This is a genomic window from Arcicella aquatica (genome assembly GCF_034928825.1).
Taxonomy (GTDB): Bacteria; Bacteroidota; Bacteroidia; order Cytophagales; family Spirosomataceae; genus Arcicella; species Arcicella aquatica.
Map to the genome: position 1 here is coordinate 77,894 of NZ_JAYFUL010000019.1, position 18,313 is coordinate 96,206.

Here is an 18,313-nt window from a genome sequence, read left to right on the forward strand (position 1 = left end):
CGTGAAAAACAGGTCAGTAAAGCCAAATTTTCAGGAAATGTGCTCAAAATGGTATTAATTTTTTTAATAGGTAAGTTTAGCAAGTGTTTTTATGGTTAAGCAATAAAAGCATCTTGCTGAACTTCAAACGAGAAATAACCCCTCAATATTTCCTAATATGATTAATTTTTGAAGTATTGAGTGTTTGACGTGAGTCTTCAATGACTATGAATCTGTTTAAACTTTCCGTTTCTGAGGTGAAAGTATTGTATTTTAGAATTGATTTTTTCAAAATTTGGGAAGCATAGCATCGCTACGTTGAGTAAATTTTGGGACAAGCTATTCTAAAAGACTTAGTTTAACCCGAAAGGGAAAGTTTAAACAGCTTCTATCGTAAAGCCATTTTGATTAATTGCTCTACCGTAATATCTGTTCCTTCTTTTTTCAAGATGACATCGATACTCTTTTCAGCAACATTTTTAGGAATCCCTAAGGTAACCAAAGCGGCCAAAGCTTCGTTCCTTACTTTGTTGTTTTGTGTTGGGAAAATCGAAGGCGAAGCAGTTCCTAACATTTGCTCTTTTCTGAGTTTATCTTTCAATTCGATAATGGCTCTTTGAGCTGTTTTTGCACCAATCCCTTTAATACTTTGGATGGTCTTGACATCTTCATTGATTAACGCATGACGAATTTCAGCAGAGGACATCGAAGAAAGCATGACCAACGCAGTGTTTGGACCAATACCTGATACACTTAGTAAATCAAGGAAAAGTATTTTTTCTTCAGGGTCTTTAAAACCATATAGAATGTGGGCATCTTCTCGGATATTTAGATAGGTGAATAGTTTACAACGCTCCGTGCCATCTTGTAAGGCACCGTATGTTTGAAGCGAAATTTTAATTTCATAGCCAACACCGTTTACATCAATTATAACGTAAGCTGGGTCTTTGTATGTTAATTTACCGTCAATGTAGGCGATCATCTAATATATTGAATTATTGTAAAAAGCCAAAGCAAGCAATTTTGCTATACTTCAATCAATTCATAAATGAAAGAATTGATAACTTCAAAAATACGCAAAAGTCCGCATAACTCAAATGTCATGCGGACTTTTATATATCTTGCTATTTTTTAAACTACTACGAAACTCTTAGTTTCATGCCAGCTTTTACAACATTGCTTTTGATTCCATTCAATTTTTTCAATTTATCAATTGAAATTCCTCCGTAGCGTTGTGATATATTCCAAAGGGTGTCGCCGTCTTGCACATTATGAAAACGAACTTTGCCTTTGCTAGCATTTTCTTTCTCTTTTGTATTGGTACGAGCATACTTTACAGTACTCGAAACCGCAGATTCTTTGAAAATAGTCAATTTCTGCCCCGGTTGAATCGTTGAGTTATCAAGATGATTCCAGTGCTTAAGGTCATAGACATCCACATCAAAATGATCAGCTATTTGTGTTAGATTATCCTTTTTCTTAACGACATACGTAACTTTCTTTGGCTTTTTATTAATTACCACATCTTCCATATCATCCTCTACGATTTCCTGTCTGGTAAACACCGTTCTGTTTTCATTAGGAATAGAAGCCAAAGTTTGTTGGAAAGTATTCGTTGTATCTTCGGTTTTAGTGTTGCTAGCCAACACTACCCCAGGAGTTTGCATTGCTTTTTCAATAAGAGATGCAGGCATTTTAGTAGCAGAATCAAGAATTGACTTACGGTTTTCTCTGAAAAATGCCATTTCGTCTTTAGGCAATCTTAGCTGAAAATTACGCGTACGAGCAGGCAAAATATGCGTCAAAATCTGAGGATTCATTTTTTGAATTTGCTCTAGAGAAATGTTACTAAGCGTTGCTAATTTATCTAAATCTATGTACGAATTAACAAGGATAGTATCATGAGGAGTAGCAGTTTCAATATTTTCAGCATAAATATCATGCGAATCTGCATGGTGCATCATATAAAGAATACCGATGTATTGGGGAACATAGGCCCTAGTTTCGCGTGGTAAACAATTGTAGATAGCCCAAAATGTTTGTCCGCCACCACATTTACGAATAGCTCTACGCACATTGCCTGGACCAGTATTGTAGGCAGCTAATACCAAATGCCAATCGCCAAAGATATTATAAAGCTGACGCATATACTTACAAGCAGCTTCAGTAGCTTTTTCTGGATCAAAACGCTCGTCAACATACTCATCCATTTTTAAGCCAAAATCCAAGCGAGCCGTTTTAGGCATAAATTGCCACAGACCTCCAGCACCTGCTCTGGAAATAACCTTAGGGTTCAAACCTGATTCAATCAATGAAAGATATTTTAACTCATCAGGCAGACCATACTTTTTCAAGTATTTCTCATAAAGAGGAAAAAATACCCCATTTCTTTCAAGCATAGTTTTGGTGAATGAAGGTTTGCGATAAGCAAAGTATTCGACAAATTGATGGGTTACAGAATTATATGTGAGAGGAATTTCTTTTTCTAAAGCTTTTAGCCTAGGCTCAACCATTTTAGGGTCGATAAGCCAAGTAGGCTCTGGGGTTGCAATTTGTTGAATCGTTACCTTAGCGGTATCCGCTGTAACAGTTTGCTGGTCTGGACCTGCTGTTATTTGGGCATTTGTAAATGTGCTTACTGAAAGTAAACAACCGATACATAATGTTCTAAAAGTGGCGAGTGTCATACAGTAAGGATTAGTCTATCTTTAATTAAGGGTTAACACAAAAAAATACAATTACAAAGCTAAATGTTTTAAACTAAAAAAACGAATGATTTATTGTGTTTATAAAAGAAGGTGTTGAAATATTATAAGAATTGGGCAATGTTCTTTGTGGTGATAAAAACATTTATACCATTATAAAGCTACTTAGAGAAATCAATTTTAGCAAAAAAAAATGTACCGCCTATCCTTATTTGTAAAGGTTTGTAGGCGATACTTTTTTGTGATAATATTTAATATAATAAATATCTTATGCTATTTCCTTGGCAAAAGCTAATAATTCAGCTTCTTCAAAAGCTCCAGCCATAATCTGAAATCCTATTGGCATTCCCTCGTTATCTACTCCGTTAGGAATAGAAATAGCAGGTAAACCCACCACATTTGCTTGTACGGTAAACAAATCCCCTAAATACATTTGGATAGGGTCGGCAGTTTTTTCTCCTAATTTATAGGCCGTTGTTGGCGTAGTCGGGCAAATTAAAAAGTCATATTCAGTCAATAAATTATCTGTATATTCTTTGATTAATCTTCTTATTTTCTGTGCTTTTGTATAATAGGCATCATAATAACTTGCACTCAATACAAAAGTTCCTAACATTATTCTTTTACGAACTTCTTTACCAAAACCCTCAAAACGTGATTTTTTGTAAAGTGACATTAAATCAACCGCTTCAGCACTTCTATGTCCATAACGAACGCCATCAAATCTTGATAGGTTTGAGCTAGCTTCGGCAGTTGTTAACGTATAATAAGTTGGTAAAAAATATTTAATCAACGGAAATTCTACGGCTTCTACCTGATAACCTTTTGCTTTTAAATAATCTAATTTCGCTAAGGTAGCTGCTTTTACTTCTGGTTGTAAACCTTCACTTTCTACTGCTTCTTTTAAATAACCAACTTTATACGTTTTTTTATCAGTTTGGAAGGTAGAATAAGCAACTACCTCTTCGTTTGAAACAGTACTATCTTGTTCGTCTTTCCCTGCTATTATTTCTAATAAGATAGCAGCATCTTCCACTGATTTGGTAATAGGACCGATACAGTCAAATGAAGAAGCATAGGCAATTAAGCCCCAACGAGAAACCCTTGTATAAGTAGGTTTTAAACCCACTAAACCACAAAAACCTGCTGGCATTCTAACAGAACCACCCGTATCTGTGCCTAATGAAGCAAAACACATATCTGCTTGTACGGCTACTGCCGAGCCTCCTGATGAACCACCCGCTACTCTGTTTTCACCTACTGCGTTTAAACATGGACCAAAGGCAGAGTTTTCGTTGGTTGAACCCATCCCGAACTCATCACAATTCTGTCTTCCTATGATAATAGCATCTTCATCTATCACTCTTTGAACAGCAGTCGCTGTAAACTGAGATTCAAATCCATCTAAAATCTTACTTCCTGCTTGTGAAGTATGATCTTTATAGCAAAGTAAATCTTTGATACCCAAAACCATTCCTGCTAATTTCTTGGCTGTTCCTGCTTTAATTTTGGCATCTATTTGGTCTGCTTTTTCCAAGGCTTCTTGGTCAAAAACAGATAAAAAAGCGTTTAATGTGTTGTTCTTCTCCTCAATATTTTTCAAATAGAACTCTACTAACTGACGACACGTAATATTACCTGCGTAAAGGTCTGCTTGGATATCTTTTAAGGTTGAATATACTTTCATGAATGGTTTAATTTAGTGTAATTACAATAGCTTAAGTAAGCGAATTAAGCTACTTGCTATTGAACTTAATTAGATGGTTTTATGATTGAAACCTATCTATTAACAAAACAAAAGCATAGCTGAGATAATAAAATCACCTCAACTATGCTCTTGCTAAAATACCTTAATACTATTTTTTTGTATTTGTATCGTCTTCTAAGCCTTTTGCAATTTGGTCAGTTACGTCCTTTTGTGCTTCTTTGAATTCTTTGATGCCTTTTCCCAAGCCTTTCATTAATTCTGGTAATTTTTTACCGCCGAAAAATAACAACACAGCTAAACCCACCAAAATTAATTCTGAGCTCCCCATGTTGAAAATTAGATAAATTGAAGTAAGTTCCATGTCCTTAGTTATTAAATATTTGCGTAAAGATAAGCAATGATTTTAGATTTTAGTTTTTACCATTTAGTTTTTCTTTCTCTGCAAAAGCATACAGAGCCTTGCAAACCTATTTTAGTGGCAATAATTCTCCTTTTTCCCATGCAATAAAATTATCTACATCCGTTTTTAAAGAATTAAATAACCACATCACTAAAGCCAAATCATCAGATAAACCTATAAAAGGTAAAAAGTCTGGGATTAAGTCGAATGGAGAGATAAAATAAATTAAGCTAGCAATAATTTTCAGGATACTAGCCCACGGGATGATTCTATATTGACCCGTAGCATAAGCCTTTACCATTCTACTTAACGTTGTGATGCGCTCTGCAAGTACTTGTCCTACGCCTTTATTTTCAGTATTAGCAATATCTCTGGCTTTGAGAAGGGCTTCTCTTAATAATTCAAGGACAGCCAATCCAGTTCCAGCATATTTCCCAGCCTTTTTCGTAGCAGCTTTGAAGAATGTTGATTTCAAAACTTTGCCTACTAAGTCTTCATTAGTCATAATTTATGATATTAATTTAAGGATTCGATGAATGAACATATCTATATAACGTAGCAAATATACAATTTACCAAACTTTTACTAAGAATTCTACAAAAAATACTTAATAAACCGTTAGTGAATAAGCAAATGGGTTACATTTGCGTTAGATTTTAAACGTATTTACTAAAACAATTAATTTACAATCGATTATGTCAAAAATAACTGTCGTAGGTGCAGGAGCGGTGGGAGCAACCACTGCTGATAACATTGCCCGTAAAGAATTAGCATCGGAAGTAGTATTGCTTGACATTAAGGAAGGCTTTGCTGAAGGTAAAGCCCTAGATATGTTTCAAACTGCTGCAATCTTAGGGTGGGATACTAAACTAACGGGTGTTACTAACGATTATTCTAAAACGGCTAATTCTGATGTCGTTGTGATTACTTCGGGACTTCCACGCAAGCCAGGGATGACTCGTGAAGAACTAATAGGAGTAAATGCAGGAATTGTAAAATCAGTCGTTGATAATATCCTTAAGTATTCTCCTGATGCTATTTTTGTGATTGTATCAAATCCAATGGATACGATGACTTACTTAGCATTAAAAGCTTCGGGCTTGCCTAAAAACCGTATTATTGGTATGGGTGGAGCGTTGGATTCTGCACGTTTTAAATGCTATTTATCTTTGGCGATGAATGTATCACCAAATGATTTACATGGTTCTGTAATCGGTGGACATGGTGATACTACGATGATTCCACTTACGCGTCTAGCTACTTGGAACGGAACACCTGTTGCTGATTATTTAGACGAAGCTACGTTGAGTAAAGTGGCTGCTGATACGATGGTTGGTGGTGCTACACTAACAGGCTTATTAGGCACTTCGGCTTGGTATGCACCGGGTGCTGCAAGTTTATCAGTCGTTGAATCAATCATTCGTGATGAAAAACGTGTAATCCCTTGTTCTGTTTTCTTAGAAGGGGAATACGGACAATCAGATATTTGTCTAGGTGTTCCAGTAGTATTAGGAAAAACAGGATGGGAAAAAATCATTGATTATAAATTAAATGATGCAGAACAAGCGTTGTTTGCCAAATCAGCAGATGCAGTTCGTAATATGAATAACGTATTATCTACGTTAGATTTATAGTTTACTAAGAATAGTGAATAGCTTTAAAGCTATTCACTATTTATTTCAAGGGTGCTTCATCTACTTTGTCAACAAAATATTCAGTATCGCCCATCCACGAAAATTTCATATACCGTTGTTCATAATGCACACGGATTCTTCTGCCAGTCAGCATGGCATCTTCTAATTTTTGAATAATTGTTGGGTCGTCAGCATCTACTGTAAATGCCCATAATCTATTGACCATATTGCCCATTTGTCCTTGAGCTCCTTCGTTAAGTTCTCCTTCGTAAGTCTTGAAAACTACTCCCTTTTTAGAGAATTTTGAGATAACTCCCGCTCTTTCTCCTTCCGAATAAGCAACTCTCGTTAATAAAAAGCTGAACATGATTACAAGCACAGCTAGCGTTAATATGCCAATAAACAGTCTTCTAAAAAAGACCATCGTTGCTTGTTTTGCTGAATTCATTCGTTCGTTGAAAGCCATAATAAAATTGTTTAGATGTATAAAAAAAAGAATTGAATATATACAAAGATATTCAATTCTTTCATTTTTAATATATGTTATTATTATTTTGAACGAATAGCAATCACAGGGTCTAGGCGGGCAGCTACCCATGCAGGCACAATACCTGATAATACACCAATAAAAGTAGATACAAACACCCCAATCATGATATTACCAAAAGTAAGCACTAGCTTTAATGAACCCAAACTGACATTAGACAATAGCCAGACAAAGAATATACCCACTGCACCACCAATCAAACTCAAAAATACGGCTTCAAATAGAAACTGAAATAGGATAAAATAATTTTTAGCACCTAATGACTTTTGGATACCAATAATATTAGTTCGTTCTTTTACAGAAACAAACATAATATTGGCTATACCAAAGCCACCTATTAATAATGAGAAAAAAGCAATACAAGCACCACCAACGTTCATACTGGCAAATATAGATTCGAAGAATTTTACAGCTCCATCCAAACGGTTGATAGAAAAATTATTGTCTTGTGTAGGTTTTAGTCCTCTTCTGCTTCGCATAAGGCCTGTCACTTCGCCTTCCAAAGTTTCTTGACCTTTATCCCAGTCATACGCTTTTACTGCAATATCAGGTTCGGGTTGGTCTTGTTGAAAAAGGCTAGCATAGGTAGTATAAGGAATAAAAGCTCGTTCATCTGGTGACCCGCCCAAACTAATTAAATCTTCTCCTTTTTTCTTCATCATGGCGATAACCTTGAATTTAATGCCATTGATTTTAATGGTTTCTCCGATGACATCACCACGATCAGGGAAAAGAGCTTCTTTCACTTTAGCACCTAAAATCACTACAAAGGCAGAATTGTCGGTTTCATTATTTAAGAAATATCTTCCCGTTTCAACAGGAACATCTGTGATTTTATTATAATCCTGACTAACACCTGCTAAATTAGTTTCCATACTATTGTTCCCATTCTTCAACGTAGTTCTTCTACCATCCATAATAGAAACAGCCTCAGAATTTTCGAGGTTATCGGATAGATATTTGAACTCGTTGTACTTCATACTTGGGCGATTGATGTATTTCCACCAAGGATAATTGTTGCTCATTACCCAAGGCCATTTGCCTACATAAACTACACCTTTACCGAATGAATCGATTTGTTCGCGAATACCCATGTTCATAGAATCAACAACGGTAAAAACAGCAACAATCGAAAAAATACCAATCGTTACACCCAAAAGTGATAAAACGGTTCGTAATAAATTAGATCGTAGGGCTTGCCATGCGAAACGTAAGCTTTCAAATAGTTGTCTGAGGAATTTCATACAATGAGATTAATATTTAACAAGATAAATTTAAAACTACAAACTTTGACAAACAACTACGAAATGACAAATGGAGTTTATTGATAGGTTGAATGGTAAAATGTGGGTAAGACTGGAAAAAAGTTTTCATCAATACCTTTAATAGTTTTTGAATGCCTTAATTTTACACTCAAATTACCAATAAAAGATATGTCTTCTAAAATTACCATTTCCGATTTTAAGTATTTTCAAGAAAGCTTTTCTGGCGAACTTTATTTTGATAACTCATCGCTACACAATGCGCAAAAAATGCTATATTCTACAGATGCTTCAGTGTATCAAGAAAAGCCATTAGCAGTGGCTCTTCCTAAAAATATAGCAGACATTAAAGCGTTAATTAAGCTTGCCAACGAGTTCAATGTCACATTGATACCACGGTCGGCGGGTACTTCTTTGGCTGGACAAGTAGTAGGAAAGGGCATTGTTGTGGATATTTCAAAATATTTTACTAATGTGTTGGAAATCAATCAAGAAGAACGTTGGGTGAAGGTCCAGCCTGGGGTAATCAGAGATGACTTAAACGTAATTTTAAAACCTTATGGCTTACTTTTTGGTCCTGAGACATCTACATCTAACAGAGCGATGATTGGAGGAATGATTGGTAACAACTCTTGTGGTTTACACTCAATCGTCTGGGGAACAACTCGCGACCACCTGATTTCAGCCAAAGTATTATTGAGTAATGGTTCAGAAGTAGAATTTGGAGAGTTGACCAAAGCTGAATTTTTTCAGAAAGTACAAACCAATACTTTAGAAGGTAAATTGTATGGAGAAATATTCCGTACATTGAATAACCCATTTAATCAAGAAGCGATAGAGAAAGCATATCCCAAGAAAACATTGAAACGCAGAAATACAGGCTATGCCTTGGATATGCTCATGGAAAGTGAAATGTTTTTGGAGGGTAATAAGGAAGCTTTTAATTTCTGCAAATTATTGGCAGGTTCAGAAGGAACACTTGCTTTTGTAACAGAAGCCAAGCTGAATTTATTGCCGTTGCCTCCGCAAGAAACTTCTTTGGTTTGTATCCATTGTAGTTCTATTCAAGATTCTTTACAGGCAAATTTAGTCGCACTCGAACATCGACCAATGGCTTCTGAATTGGTTGATAAGTATATTTTGGATTTCACCAAAGGGCATCATTTGTATGAAAAGAACCGCTTTTTTATCGAAGGAGACCCTGCGGCTATTTTGATGGTGGAGTTTATGGAAGAAAGTGATGACGCTTTGAACCTGAAAACCTCAGCACTTATTGAAGACTTAATAAAGGCAAACGTTGGCTATGCGTATCCCATTGTAAAAGGAGCAAATACCATTCCTGCTTGGGATGTACGTAAAGCAGGATTGGGATTAATCAGAAATTTGAAGGGAGATATTCAGCCCGTTAATTTAATTGAAGACTGTGCCGTTGCACCAGAAGACTTACCTGCCTACATCGCCGATTTACAAGCCCTTCTGAAGAAACACGGAATCAATGCGTCTTATTATGCTCATGCAGGTGCGGGGGAGTTGCACGTTGAGCCAATGATTAATTTAAAAACGCAGGAAGGTAAATTATTATTCAGAACGGTTTTGAAAGAAACGGCTGAATTGGTGAAAAAATACAATGGCTCATTAAGTGGTGAGCATGGCGATGGACGATTGAGAGGGGAGTTTATTGAAAGTGTGTTGGGCAAAGAAGTATTTACTTTATTGAAAGAAGTAAAAACACTTTTTGACCCTAAAAGTATTTTCAATGCTAACAAAATTGTGAATACCCCTCCGATGAACGAATTCTTGCGGTATGAAGCAGGAAAGGAGAATCCAACGATTGAAACCTATTTTGATTTCTCGAACCAAGAAGGAATCCTTCGTTTAGCAGAAAAATGTTCGGGTTCTGGCGACTGTAGGAAGACTGAAGTAACAGGCGGAACGATGTGCCCTAGTTATATGGCTACCCGCATGGAAAAAGACACTACACGTGCCAGAGCCAATATTTTGCGTCAGTTTTTGACAAATTCAGAAAAAGAAAATCGTTTCGACCACCAAGAGGTGAAAGAAGTAATGGATTTGTGTTTGTCCTGCAAAGGCTGTAAGTCAGAATGTCCTTCCAAAGTAGATGTAGGTAAAATGAAGGCTGAATTTCTACAACATTATTATGATGTACATGGTGTGCCTTTCCGTACAAAAATGATTGGAAATTTCACCAAGTCGCAAGCGATGGCTTCAATGTTTCCATCATTATATAATTTTATTATCCAAACGCCATTTACTGCTAATATTACGAAAAAGGTGTTAGGTTTTGCTCAGGAGAGGTCTATCCCCACCTTAGGAAAAACAACCTTGAGGGCTTGGGATAAAAAAAGACAACCACAGAATATTTCAGACGCTACTAAAAAAGTCTATCTGTTTTGTGACGAATTTACCAATTATAATGATGTAGAAATTGGCAAGAAGGCAGTATCATTACTGACAAAATTGGGGTATGAAGTAATTCTTCCCGAACATTTGGAAAGTGGCAGAACCTATCTCTCAAAAGGATTAGTGAAAGAAGCTAAACAAATTGCTATTCAAAATGTAAAAATGCTTTCAGCCATTATTGATGAAAATACACCCATTTTAGGTATTGAACCTTCGGCAATTCTTACTTTACGAGATGAATACCTTGAATTAGTTCCTGCTGAATTGTTGGCAGATGCTGAAGGAATAGCCAAAAATGCTTTTTTGATTGATGAGTTTTTAGCACACGAAATCGATAAAAAAGTACTGAGTAAATCGCTGTTTACGGATGAAAAAAGACTGATTAAATTACATGGTCATTGTCACCAAAAGGCATTATCATCCTTAGTAGCTACTAAAAAGATGTTATCCCTACCCGAAAACTACGAAGTACAATTAATTCCTTCGGGATGTTGTGGAATGGCAGGTTCTTTTGGGTATGAGGAGGAACACTACGAAGTGTCGATGAAAGTAGGAGAGTTGGTGCTTTTCCCAACCATCAGAAAACAAGCGGATGATGTAATTATTGCCGCACCGGGCACTAGCTGTCGCCATCAAATAAAAGATGGAACAGGGAGGATAGCACAGCATCCAGTTGAGATTTTGTGGGAAGCGTTGGTGAGGTAATCATAGAGCCAACGTTGAAATTTATTCGACGTTGGCTTTATGATTTTTAAAGCTTAATAATTTTAAAAGTTGCCACTTGGGCTTCTTTCAGTACACGCAAGAAGTAAGTTCCTGCTGAAGCTTTTGAAATATCAATTTGTTTTTGTTCTCCTCTTAAAATTTGTTCTTGGATAATCTTCCCAGAAAAATCTATCAATTGAATACTTACCTCTTTATCGTTAGATTCAATATAAATCATGTTCGAGGTAGGATTTGGAAAAACATTTATCCCTAATTTCCCTAATTCTTCTAAGGCTGTCACTAATTCAATTTTTACTGTCGAAGGACTAACCACCGTTCCTGTTCCACAAGTATTTACGTTCCCTACCGAAAACAGACGGAGAGAAGTATTAGCCAATGGATTTAAGGTTATACTATAGTTCGTCTTTTCAGAATAGAATATTTTAGTGTTTAATTCATCACTACCCACTACAAAGGTAAAAGGTGGTGTACCTGTAAAAGTAAGATTGATTATTATAGGTTTATTTTCATTAAAATAATAAGATTCAGTATCAAATCGAGCCGTAATAGCTTCTAAAATTGTGATGGGAACATTAGAACTTGTTGCACTCGCATCACTATCACTAGCAAGTACTCTGATGTAGTATCCGTGCCCTAATGGCAAATCCATTGGAATTTTAGCCCTCAATAGGCTTGTATTCCCTTCGGTAATAAGGTTTTGATAATTTTTACCAGTACTATCAGAGATTTGAACAGTAAATTTATTTTGTGCTGAATAAGCACCAGTGGAAAAAAATGGGATACTTACAATCGCTCCTCGACAATAAGAAGTGGAAGTGGATAAAATATTAGAAAGACTGACCTGTTTATTAGCATAAGGATTGACTGTTACAGTAGCGCTTCCCTTGATTTTTCCAGGACCACAAACATTATTAATTGATTTTAAAGTATAAGTAGTTGTATTGTTTGGAAAAACTAAAATAGAGCTTGGCCAATTGGAATTCAAATAGAAACTTCCTGATGTTCCATCGCTTAATTCAAAACTTACGTCTTCCTTAGACCCGAAATTATTTTTATCTGGAATTGCCGAACCTTTATTATTTTTAAATAAAATATAAGCAGGGTTACCTTGATTGATAATAGGATTTCCCAAGATAGTAACATCAAGTAATTCTCTAAGGTTTATGTAGCTAACATCCTTCAATTGATAAGGATTACTACTTTCTATCTGTATTTTATAACTACCGCTTTTCAGTTGGCTATTTGGCTGTATAACAATTTTTCCTGTTTTAGACGTCGTTAGTAATGTTGTAGTTACTCCATTATCATTAGTTGCGATTATTTTAAAAATATTGTCCGTACCAAATGTTCCTAAAGCCGTGATGTTTGCTTGAATATTTTTATCATTACAGAAAAGATTAGCATTCTCAAAAGTCATAGAAACAACTGGATTTACCGTAATCTTAACACTACCAGAAGCCTTACCTATACCGCATTCGTTAAATACAGATGTCAAAGTGTAAATAGTATTTTCAGTTGGTTTTTTAATTTCTTCTAAGGTCGTGCTACCATAAGAGATTTCTCCGTTAGTTTTATTGTTTTTATCATCAATAATTAAATATCTTGCTACTCCATAATTTTTATATTTCAATTGTGTATAAAGAGTAATACTTTCACCTGCGTTAATTGTTGCTTCAGAATTTCCATTACTCAATTTTAAAGTTAATTCTGGTGAATATTTTAACCTTAAGCCAACAGGTTCAGACTGTACTAAGTTATCACTACTAATAATACGGATATTATAATCCACGTCAGTATAAGATTCTGGAATAGAAATCAATGCAGGACTTTGCTTAACACCAAAAAGAATTGTGGTATAATTGCTGTCTCCAGGTTTTGCAATTTGTACAGAGAATGTTGTTGTACTATCAACTTTTCCAACAATATCAAAAGGAATTGGTATTTTAAAGTTTCTACAATAATACCCTGATATATTATTAGCATAGTTATAATATCTATTTATAATATTGTAGTTTTTTACTTTCACTGTAACAGTATTGTTTTCATCTATTTTCCCAATACCGCAAATATTGCTCAAAGACTGAACAGCAAAAGTTCCTGTTTGGGTAAATTGTCTAATAATAGTTGTAGAATAATCATAAAAACCAAGTCCGTAACTTTCATTTGTACCATCTGAATAAGCTACTTCTACATTTCCACCTCCTGATATTTTAATATCAATGGGAGCTATTTCCCCGAGTAGTATATTCTGTGAAGCACTATTTGATATTGATATGGTCGGAATATTCATAACCGCAATAGTCAGTTCGTTACTATAAAAGAAAGGATTGCTTGAAGATACTCTAAGCGAGTACTTTCCATTTTTTACGTTTGAAGGAATCAATAGTTGAGTTTGATCAGCTTTTATTGTTCCTAAGTTTATTTTTGGTAAACTATTATTGTCTGGAATCAACTCTGCTGAATATTGATTATCCTGTTGGAAATTACCCTTGATAAGTATATTTATATCAATTTTTTTTCCTGCACAAATTTCAATGGGCTGAAATTCATTGGTTGATAATTGTATAGAAAAATTATTATTTTCGACTATTACGGTTTTTTTATCAGGATTGATGCTTGAATTTGTGCCACAAATATTTTTAATGGAAGAAATCCAAATTTCTTCTGACTTAGGGAAGTAAACACGAGTAAAGCCAGTCATACCCCAAGTAACGTAATTGTGTTCAATTTTGTATTTTTGATTATTAGATAACGTTATTTCATAAGTTCCAGCACCGTTCAATAAAAGTTGGATACCTAAAGTTTGTGGAGAGGCTAAAGTTACTCCACTTAGATTGGTAATCAAGGCTGAAGGAAGGGATAAAACATAAATGGAATTTGGGCTGACTGAAACGTTTTTTAATTCATCCGTAGCAACACTAACATAAAAAGTATTATTGCTGAAACTTTCTGGTAGATTCATCGGTAGGATAAAAGAAGCAATATTCTCTCTGATAACCGTTCCAACTACATCTCTGTAAGGGAATCCATATATACTATCTACAATAAAAGGGTCATTTAAAAGTCTTACTTTTATCTTGCTACCAATTTTTATGGCTTTGTTACTAGAAAATTTAACTTCCACACTACTTCCTAAGCAATATTTTCCTGCTTTTAAAGAGTCTGTTTTAATACCATCATTTACAGTAACAAGTATAGATTTACTTCCTTTACCCACTCCGCATGAAGATGAAAATGATTTAATGCTATAGTGTGTTGTACTTTTGGGAGATACGCTTATGTAAGAATTTATAACATCATCAAGAACATCTGTTTTTTTGATGATTTGTCCATTATTCAATTCAATCAAAAAAGAACCATATCCCGAGATTGAATAGTTTAAGTTTTTTGTCTCACCAAAACTAATAGAAGTGCTTTCAGCAGTGAAATCTACTTTCAATGCATTATGGATTGAAATATAACTTTGAAAATAAGGAGATTCGATAGCAGGACCATTTGCTGTTATAATTTGAATATTATAAAACCCTATTGGAATAGCGTCTGAGATTGTAGTTGATAAAACGCCATTTGTTTCACTTGCTTCAAAGTCATAAAATTTTGAACCGTTAAATGACATATCTACCAACCTAATTCGGAATTTATTGTTTGCGTCCCAGTTTCCTGAAGTAGCATAGTAAATGTCTAATTTACCATTTTTGCAAACATGAAGATTTGAAAGTCCGGTTATTTGTAATCGTTTGTCTATAACAGTAATGTTTGTACCACCTTTTACTATTCCTTTTCCACACATATTCGAGGCTTCAATAATACTATATACGCCAGATTTGCTTGGATTTATATTAAATAAATTGTTGTCGGAGTTAGCATTAAAATAAGTTAAAGAGATTTTAGAACTATCACTAGTAAGCAGGTTCATTGGTGTTGAACCTGATAATTTAAGTCCTATTGAAACTGACTCGTAGGGGTAAAGGACTTTCTTTTGAATATTTGTAAATTCAACAACAGGTAAAGAGAATATAGCCTTGTATTGTAAGGTATTGCTGTTAACTTTAGGTGAAGATGTTACAACTCTAAAATCACTATTAAAATATCCGCTGTTGCCATAAGTGTAATTAATAAGGCTTTCTGGCAAAGTAAAAATTAAAGTTCCTGAAGAGTCTATGGTATTTACACTTTTCCATGTGTTTTCACCATCATAGCTTGTCTTTACTTGAACTGTAAGTACATTGTTGCTCGTAAAATTACCTGTTTTTGTGTATTTAATGAATGCTCTTTGTCCTACACATAAGGTATTTGACGATCCATATTCGTTATTAATAGAAGAAATTAAAATTGTTTGTGCTTGTAATTGAAAGGTGAAAAAACTAAGTAGTAGTAAATATTGAAGAGATCTAAACATAGGTAGTTTGTATTAAAGTGTTTAAATTTATATTTGACAAAAATATTTCATTTTAACTAAATATCCCATTTTGTTCTTTCTAGTATTGCACTTTTTTTTAAAAACATTACTTGTATTTTGTGACATATAGTTCTACAGCTTAGTATCATATGCAAATAGATTTGGTTATGGCACTAAGTGAGAGTTGATTCTAGCCTATGCCTTTAATATATTTTTCTTTCGAAATCTTTCTTTTATTCTACAATTAGTATTACTCTTTGATAGCGAATCAATGCTGGTGTGCCTTTATCTTTTCCTTCAACAATAATATGAATGGTATCTCCGCTTTTGGCTGTTGCGGGAATGGTGATACTAGTAGCATTAGGCATCGTTGGTTCTATTTCTACTTTTTCAGGCGATGTTCCTGCTTCTAGATATTGCCAAAATTTAAAATCTACGGCATTGCCATCTGGGTCAATAGCTGATGCTTCTAAGCTGATTTTTGTGCCAGCTTTTACCTTTCGGATATTATTGCCTTTTACGATAATTTTCGGGGCATGGTTAGCTTCCTTAAATGATTTAATACACCAGTCGGCTCTGGCAGCGAAATCTAATTGCAAGGCTTCAATCCAACGTGTTTGTGGAAAATAAGCAGGAGAGTCACCTTCCGAAATAAAATCATATTGAGTCATTTTATATTTCTGGGCATCTGTCATGTTTCCATGTGTATGTTCTTCGTCTCCCGCTTGTTTCTGACCGTCACCCCAAGCGTAATATTTTGCTAATAAAGGGTCGTGATGTTGGATAATATTTTTCCCCATAAATTCACCTCTTAAAAATGGCTGTAATTCATTCGGAACTACTCTTGGCCAAGGATAAGCAAAACACCAAAATTGGTCAGAATTATAAAAAACCTTGATGTTTGGCCAGTTCGGGGCTACATATTTTTGATAAGTAGCGTCTTGGTCTAGCACGGCATAAATAATGGCTTTGTAGGATACTTTTTTATAAATGCTAGCCCACTGACTCGTATTTTTATAAGTATCTTCAATAGATTTTAAGGCACGTGCTACAGTATTATTTCCTCCCCAGATTTGTAAATAAACGGGCTGAGGGTTGTTATCTAGCAATACTTTTTTAATCCATTCCGAACCCTCAGTATCTTTATTCATTTCACCTTCAAAATCAATATTGCCTACCTTTATTAATTTCCTTAAAGTATTGGCACTAGGATAATTCTTATCATGTTTTAATAAATTTGGCTGAACTTTTTCATACTCGTCTAGTAATTCTTGTATCCAAGTAGTGCCTGCCCATCGTAAGTCAGTACGTTTGCCATATCTTTTTGCGGTATTTTCCATCACAGATGTAAACGTTGTGCCTTTACCATCGCCTTTATAATGCCATTGCGAGCTACTATAAACGAGTCCTTCGATGTTGAATTCATTCGCATATAACAACATTCTGATGAAGGAATCAACATCTTCTATTTCTCCGTCAGTTGTAATGATGGTACGACTTTTTGTGTTTATATTGCTTTTTTGTGACCAAGCGTCTGAGGAAGTCTTTAAAGTAAAAGCGAGACTCATTAAAAAGAAAAGAATTATTTTTGTTTTCATTTATTTTATGATTTTCTTGTAATTGTATGAATAATAGAAGATTTTATTGTCATTAATTTATTGTATGAAGATAAATGTAAAATAAATGTTTACGAATATTTTTTATATTTTTCTTTTATTTTTGTTTTATTTCATTTAGTTTTGTTTCAATATCAAGGATATGTTGCCAAATCAGCGTAGAGAAAAGATTTTAGACCTCTTGAAAGAAGATGGTTTAGCCAAAGTAACCGATCTTGCCAGACTGTTTAAAGTCACAGAAGTGACCATTCGTCAGGATTTAGAAAAATTAGAAAAAGATGATTTAGTCATCAGAGAGCACGGTGGAGCTTATTTGAAAAATATTGAAGACCATGTTCGTGAATTTACTGTTGCACATAATGACCTAAATGTTCATCAGAAAGAAAAAATAGCCTTGAAATGCCTAGAGTTTATTTCAAGCGGTGATACCATAATTTTAGATTCAGGTTCTACAGTAACCGAAATAGCAAAAAAACTAAAAGGCTTTCGAAACCTTACGGTAATAACGAATGCCCTGAACATTGCGATGATGCTAGGTACTGAGCCAGGAATAGAAGTAATTATGACTGGCGGAGAGTTTAAGCCACCTACTTTGTCGTTAACAGGACAAAAAGCTGCCGACTTTTTTAAAGGTATCAATGTGCAAAAATTGTTTTTAGCCACAGCTGGAATATCCCTAAAAGCAGGTTTGACTTACCCAAGTATTAGTGATATTGTGGTCAAAAAAGCGATGATAGATGCAGCAGAGACTACCTACTTAGTGGCAGATTCTACCAAATTTGGAAAAAGTGCTTTTGCCAGTTTAGGAGCGTTATCATTGATTGATTATATCATTACAGATAATGAGATTAATCAAGAAGATAAATCACATTTTGAAAAGAACGAAATAGAAATAATAATTGCCGATTAGTTGAAA

12 protein-coding genes are annotated in these 18,313 nt (G+C 34.8%); 3 read left to right on the forward strand and 9 right to left on the reverse strand.

What is annotated here, in order from left to right; genetic code table 11:
- Window positions 1-367 precede the first annotated feature (367 nt).
- The 5 genes from ruvA to VB264_RS12940 form a co-directional block, all read right to left on the reverse strand.
- Window positions 368-961 carry a Holliday junction branch migration protein RuvA gene (gene ruvA / locus VB264_RS12920; RefSeq protein WP_323249965.1) on the reverse strand — a complete coding sequence of 198 codons (594 nt, stop codon included), beginning with the start codon at window positions 959-961 and terminating at the stop codon, window positions 368-370.
- A gap of 157 nt (window positions 962-1,118) precedes the next feature.
- Entirely contained in the window at window positions 1,119-2,666 is a 1,548-nt protein-coding gene (locus tag VB264_RS12925; RefSeq protein WP_323249967.1) for a lytic transglycosylase domain-containing protein, read from the reverse strand.
- A 286-nt stretch (window positions 2,667-2,952) separates the two neighbouring features.
- Complete coding sequence (gatA, locus tag VB264_RS12930; protein WP_323249969.1) at window positions 2,953-4,371, reverse strand: Asp-tRNA(Asn)/Glu-tRNA(Gln) amidotransferase subunit GatA; 1,419 nt, start codon at window positions 4,369-4,371, stop codon at window positions 2,953-2,955.
- A gap of 169 nt (window positions 4,372-4,540) precedes the next feature.
- Window positions 4,541-4,753: a Sec-independent protein translocase subunit TatA/TatB gene (locus VB264_RS12935; RefSeq protein ID WP_323249971.1), complete on the reverse strand. Its 213-nt coding sequence runs from the start codon at window positions 4,751-4,753 to the stop codon at window positions 4,541-4,543.
- A gap of 106 nt (window positions 4,754-4,859) precedes the next feature.
- Window positions 4,860-5,297, reverse strand: coding sequence for a YkvA family protein (locus VB264_RS12940; protein ID WP_323249972.1), 438 nt, complete (start codon window positions 5,295-5,297; stop codon window positions 4,860-4,862).
- A gap of 190 nt (window positions 5,298-5,487) precedes the next feature.
- Here VB264_RS12940 and mdh point away from each other — a divergent pair, with 190 nt between their 5' ends.
- Window positions 5,488-6,426 carry a malate dehydrogenase gene (mdh, locus tag VB264_RS12945; protein ID WP_323249973.1) on the forward strand — a complete coding sequence of 313 codons (939 nt, stop codon included), beginning with the start codon at window positions 5,488-5,490 and terminating at the stop codon, window positions 6,424-6,426.
- A 40-nt stretch (window positions 6,427-6,466) separates the two neighbouring features.
- Here mdh and VB264_RS12950 read toward each other — a convergent pair whose 3' ends face one another.
- Window positions 6,467-6,892 carry a hypothetical protein gene (locus VB264_RS12950; RefSeq protein ID WP_309919979.1) on the reverse strand — a complete coding sequence of 142 codons (426 nt, stop codon included), beginning with the start codon at window positions 6,890-6,892 and terminating at the stop codon, window positions 6,467-6,469.
- Between the two features lie 83 nt (window positions 6,893-6,975).
- The gene (locus tag VB264_RS12955; protein WP_323249975.1) at window positions 6,976-8,217 is read right to left on the reverse strand and encodes an ABC transporter permease; all 1,242 of its coding nucleotides are present in this window, start codon (window positions 8,215-8,217) and stop codon (window positions 6,976-6,978) included.
- A gap of 189 nt (window positions 8,218-8,406) precedes the next feature.
- Between VB264_RS12955 and VB264_RS12960 the strand changes: the two genes are divergently transcribed.
- Window positions 8,407-11,361 carry an FAD-binding and (Fe-S)-binding domain-containing protein gene (locus tag VB264_RS12960; RefSeq protein WP_323249976.1) on the forward strand — a complete coding sequence of 985 codons (2,955 nt, stop codon included), beginning with the start codon at window positions 8,407-8,409 and terminating at the stop codon, window positions 11,359-11,361.
- 46 nt (window positions 11,362-11,407) lie between these two features.
- Here VB264_RS12960 and VB264_RS12965 read toward each other — a convergent pair whose 3' ends face one another.
- A complete protein-coding gene (locus VB264_RS12965; protein ID WP_323249979.1) occupies window positions 11,408-15,781 on the reverse strand; it encodes a T9SS type A sorting domain-containing protein in 4,374 nt (1,457 codons plus the stop codon).
- Between the two features lie 233 nt (window positions 15,782-16,014).
- Window positions 16,015-17,379 carry a DUF1593 domain-containing protein gene (locus VB264_RS12970; RefSeq protein ID WP_323249980.1) on the reverse strand — a complete coding sequence of 455 codons (1,365 nt, stop codon included), beginning with the start codon at window positions 17,377-17,379 and terminating at the stop codon, window positions 16,015-16,017.
- 160 nt (window positions 17,380-17,539) lie between these two features.
- Between VB264_RS12970 and VB264_RS12975 the strand changes: the two genes are divergently transcribed.
- Window positions 17,540-18,307, forward strand: coding sequence for a DeoR/GlpR family DNA-binding transcription regulator (locus VB264_RS12975; RefSeq protein WP_309919969.1), 768 nt, complete (start codon window positions 17,540-17,542; stop codon window positions 18,305-18,307).
- The last annotated feature ends 6 nt before the right edge of the window (window positions 18,308-18,313 follow it).

Coding starts and splice junctions, on each gene's coding strand:
- mdh (WP_323249973.1), top strand. CDS start 5,488: ATGTCAAAAATAACTGTCGTAGGTGCAGGAGCGGTGGGAGCAACCACT.
- VB264_RS12925 (WP_323249967.1), bottom strand. CDS start 2,666: ATGACACTCGCCACTTTTAGAACATTATGTATCGGTTGTTTACTTTCA.
- gatA (WP_323249969.1), bottom strand. CDS start 4,371: ATGAAAGTATATTCAACCTTAAAAGATATCCAAGCAGACCTTTACGCA.
- VB264_RS12950 (WP_309919979.1), bottom strand. CDS start 6,892: ATGGCTTTCAACGAACGAATGAATTCAGCAAAACAAGCAACGATGGTC.
- ruvA (WP_323249965.1), bottom strand. CDS start 961: ATGATCGCCTACATTGACGGTAAATTAACATACAAAGACCCAGCTTAC.
- VB264_RS12970 (WP_323249980.1), bottom strand. CDS start 17,379: ATGAAAACAAAAATAATTCTTTTCTTTTTAATGAGTCTCGCTTTTACT.
- VB264_RS12940 (WP_323249972.1), bottom strand. CDS start 5,297: ATGACTAATGAAGACTTAGTAGGCAAAGTTTTGAAATCAACATTCTTC.
- VB264_RS12955 (WP_323249975.1), bottom strand. CDS start 8,217: ATGAAATTCCTCAGACAACTATTTGAAAGCTTACGTTTCGCATGGCAA.
- VB264_RS12935 (WP_323249971.1), bottom strand. CDS start 4,753: ATGGAACTTACTTCAATTTATCTAATTTTCAACATGGGGAGCTCAGAA.
- VB264_RS12960 (WP_323249976.1), top strand. CDS start 8,407: ATGTCTTCTAAAATTACCATTTCCGATTTTAAGTATTTTCAAGAAAGC.
- VB264_RS12975 (WP_309919969.1), top strand. CDS start 17,540: ATGTTGCCAAATCAGCGTAGAGAAAAGATTTTAGACCTCTTGAAAGAA.
- VB264_RS12965 (WP_323249979.1), bottom strand. CDS start 15,781: ATGTTTAGATCTCTTCAATATTTACTACTACTTAGTTTTTTCACCTTT.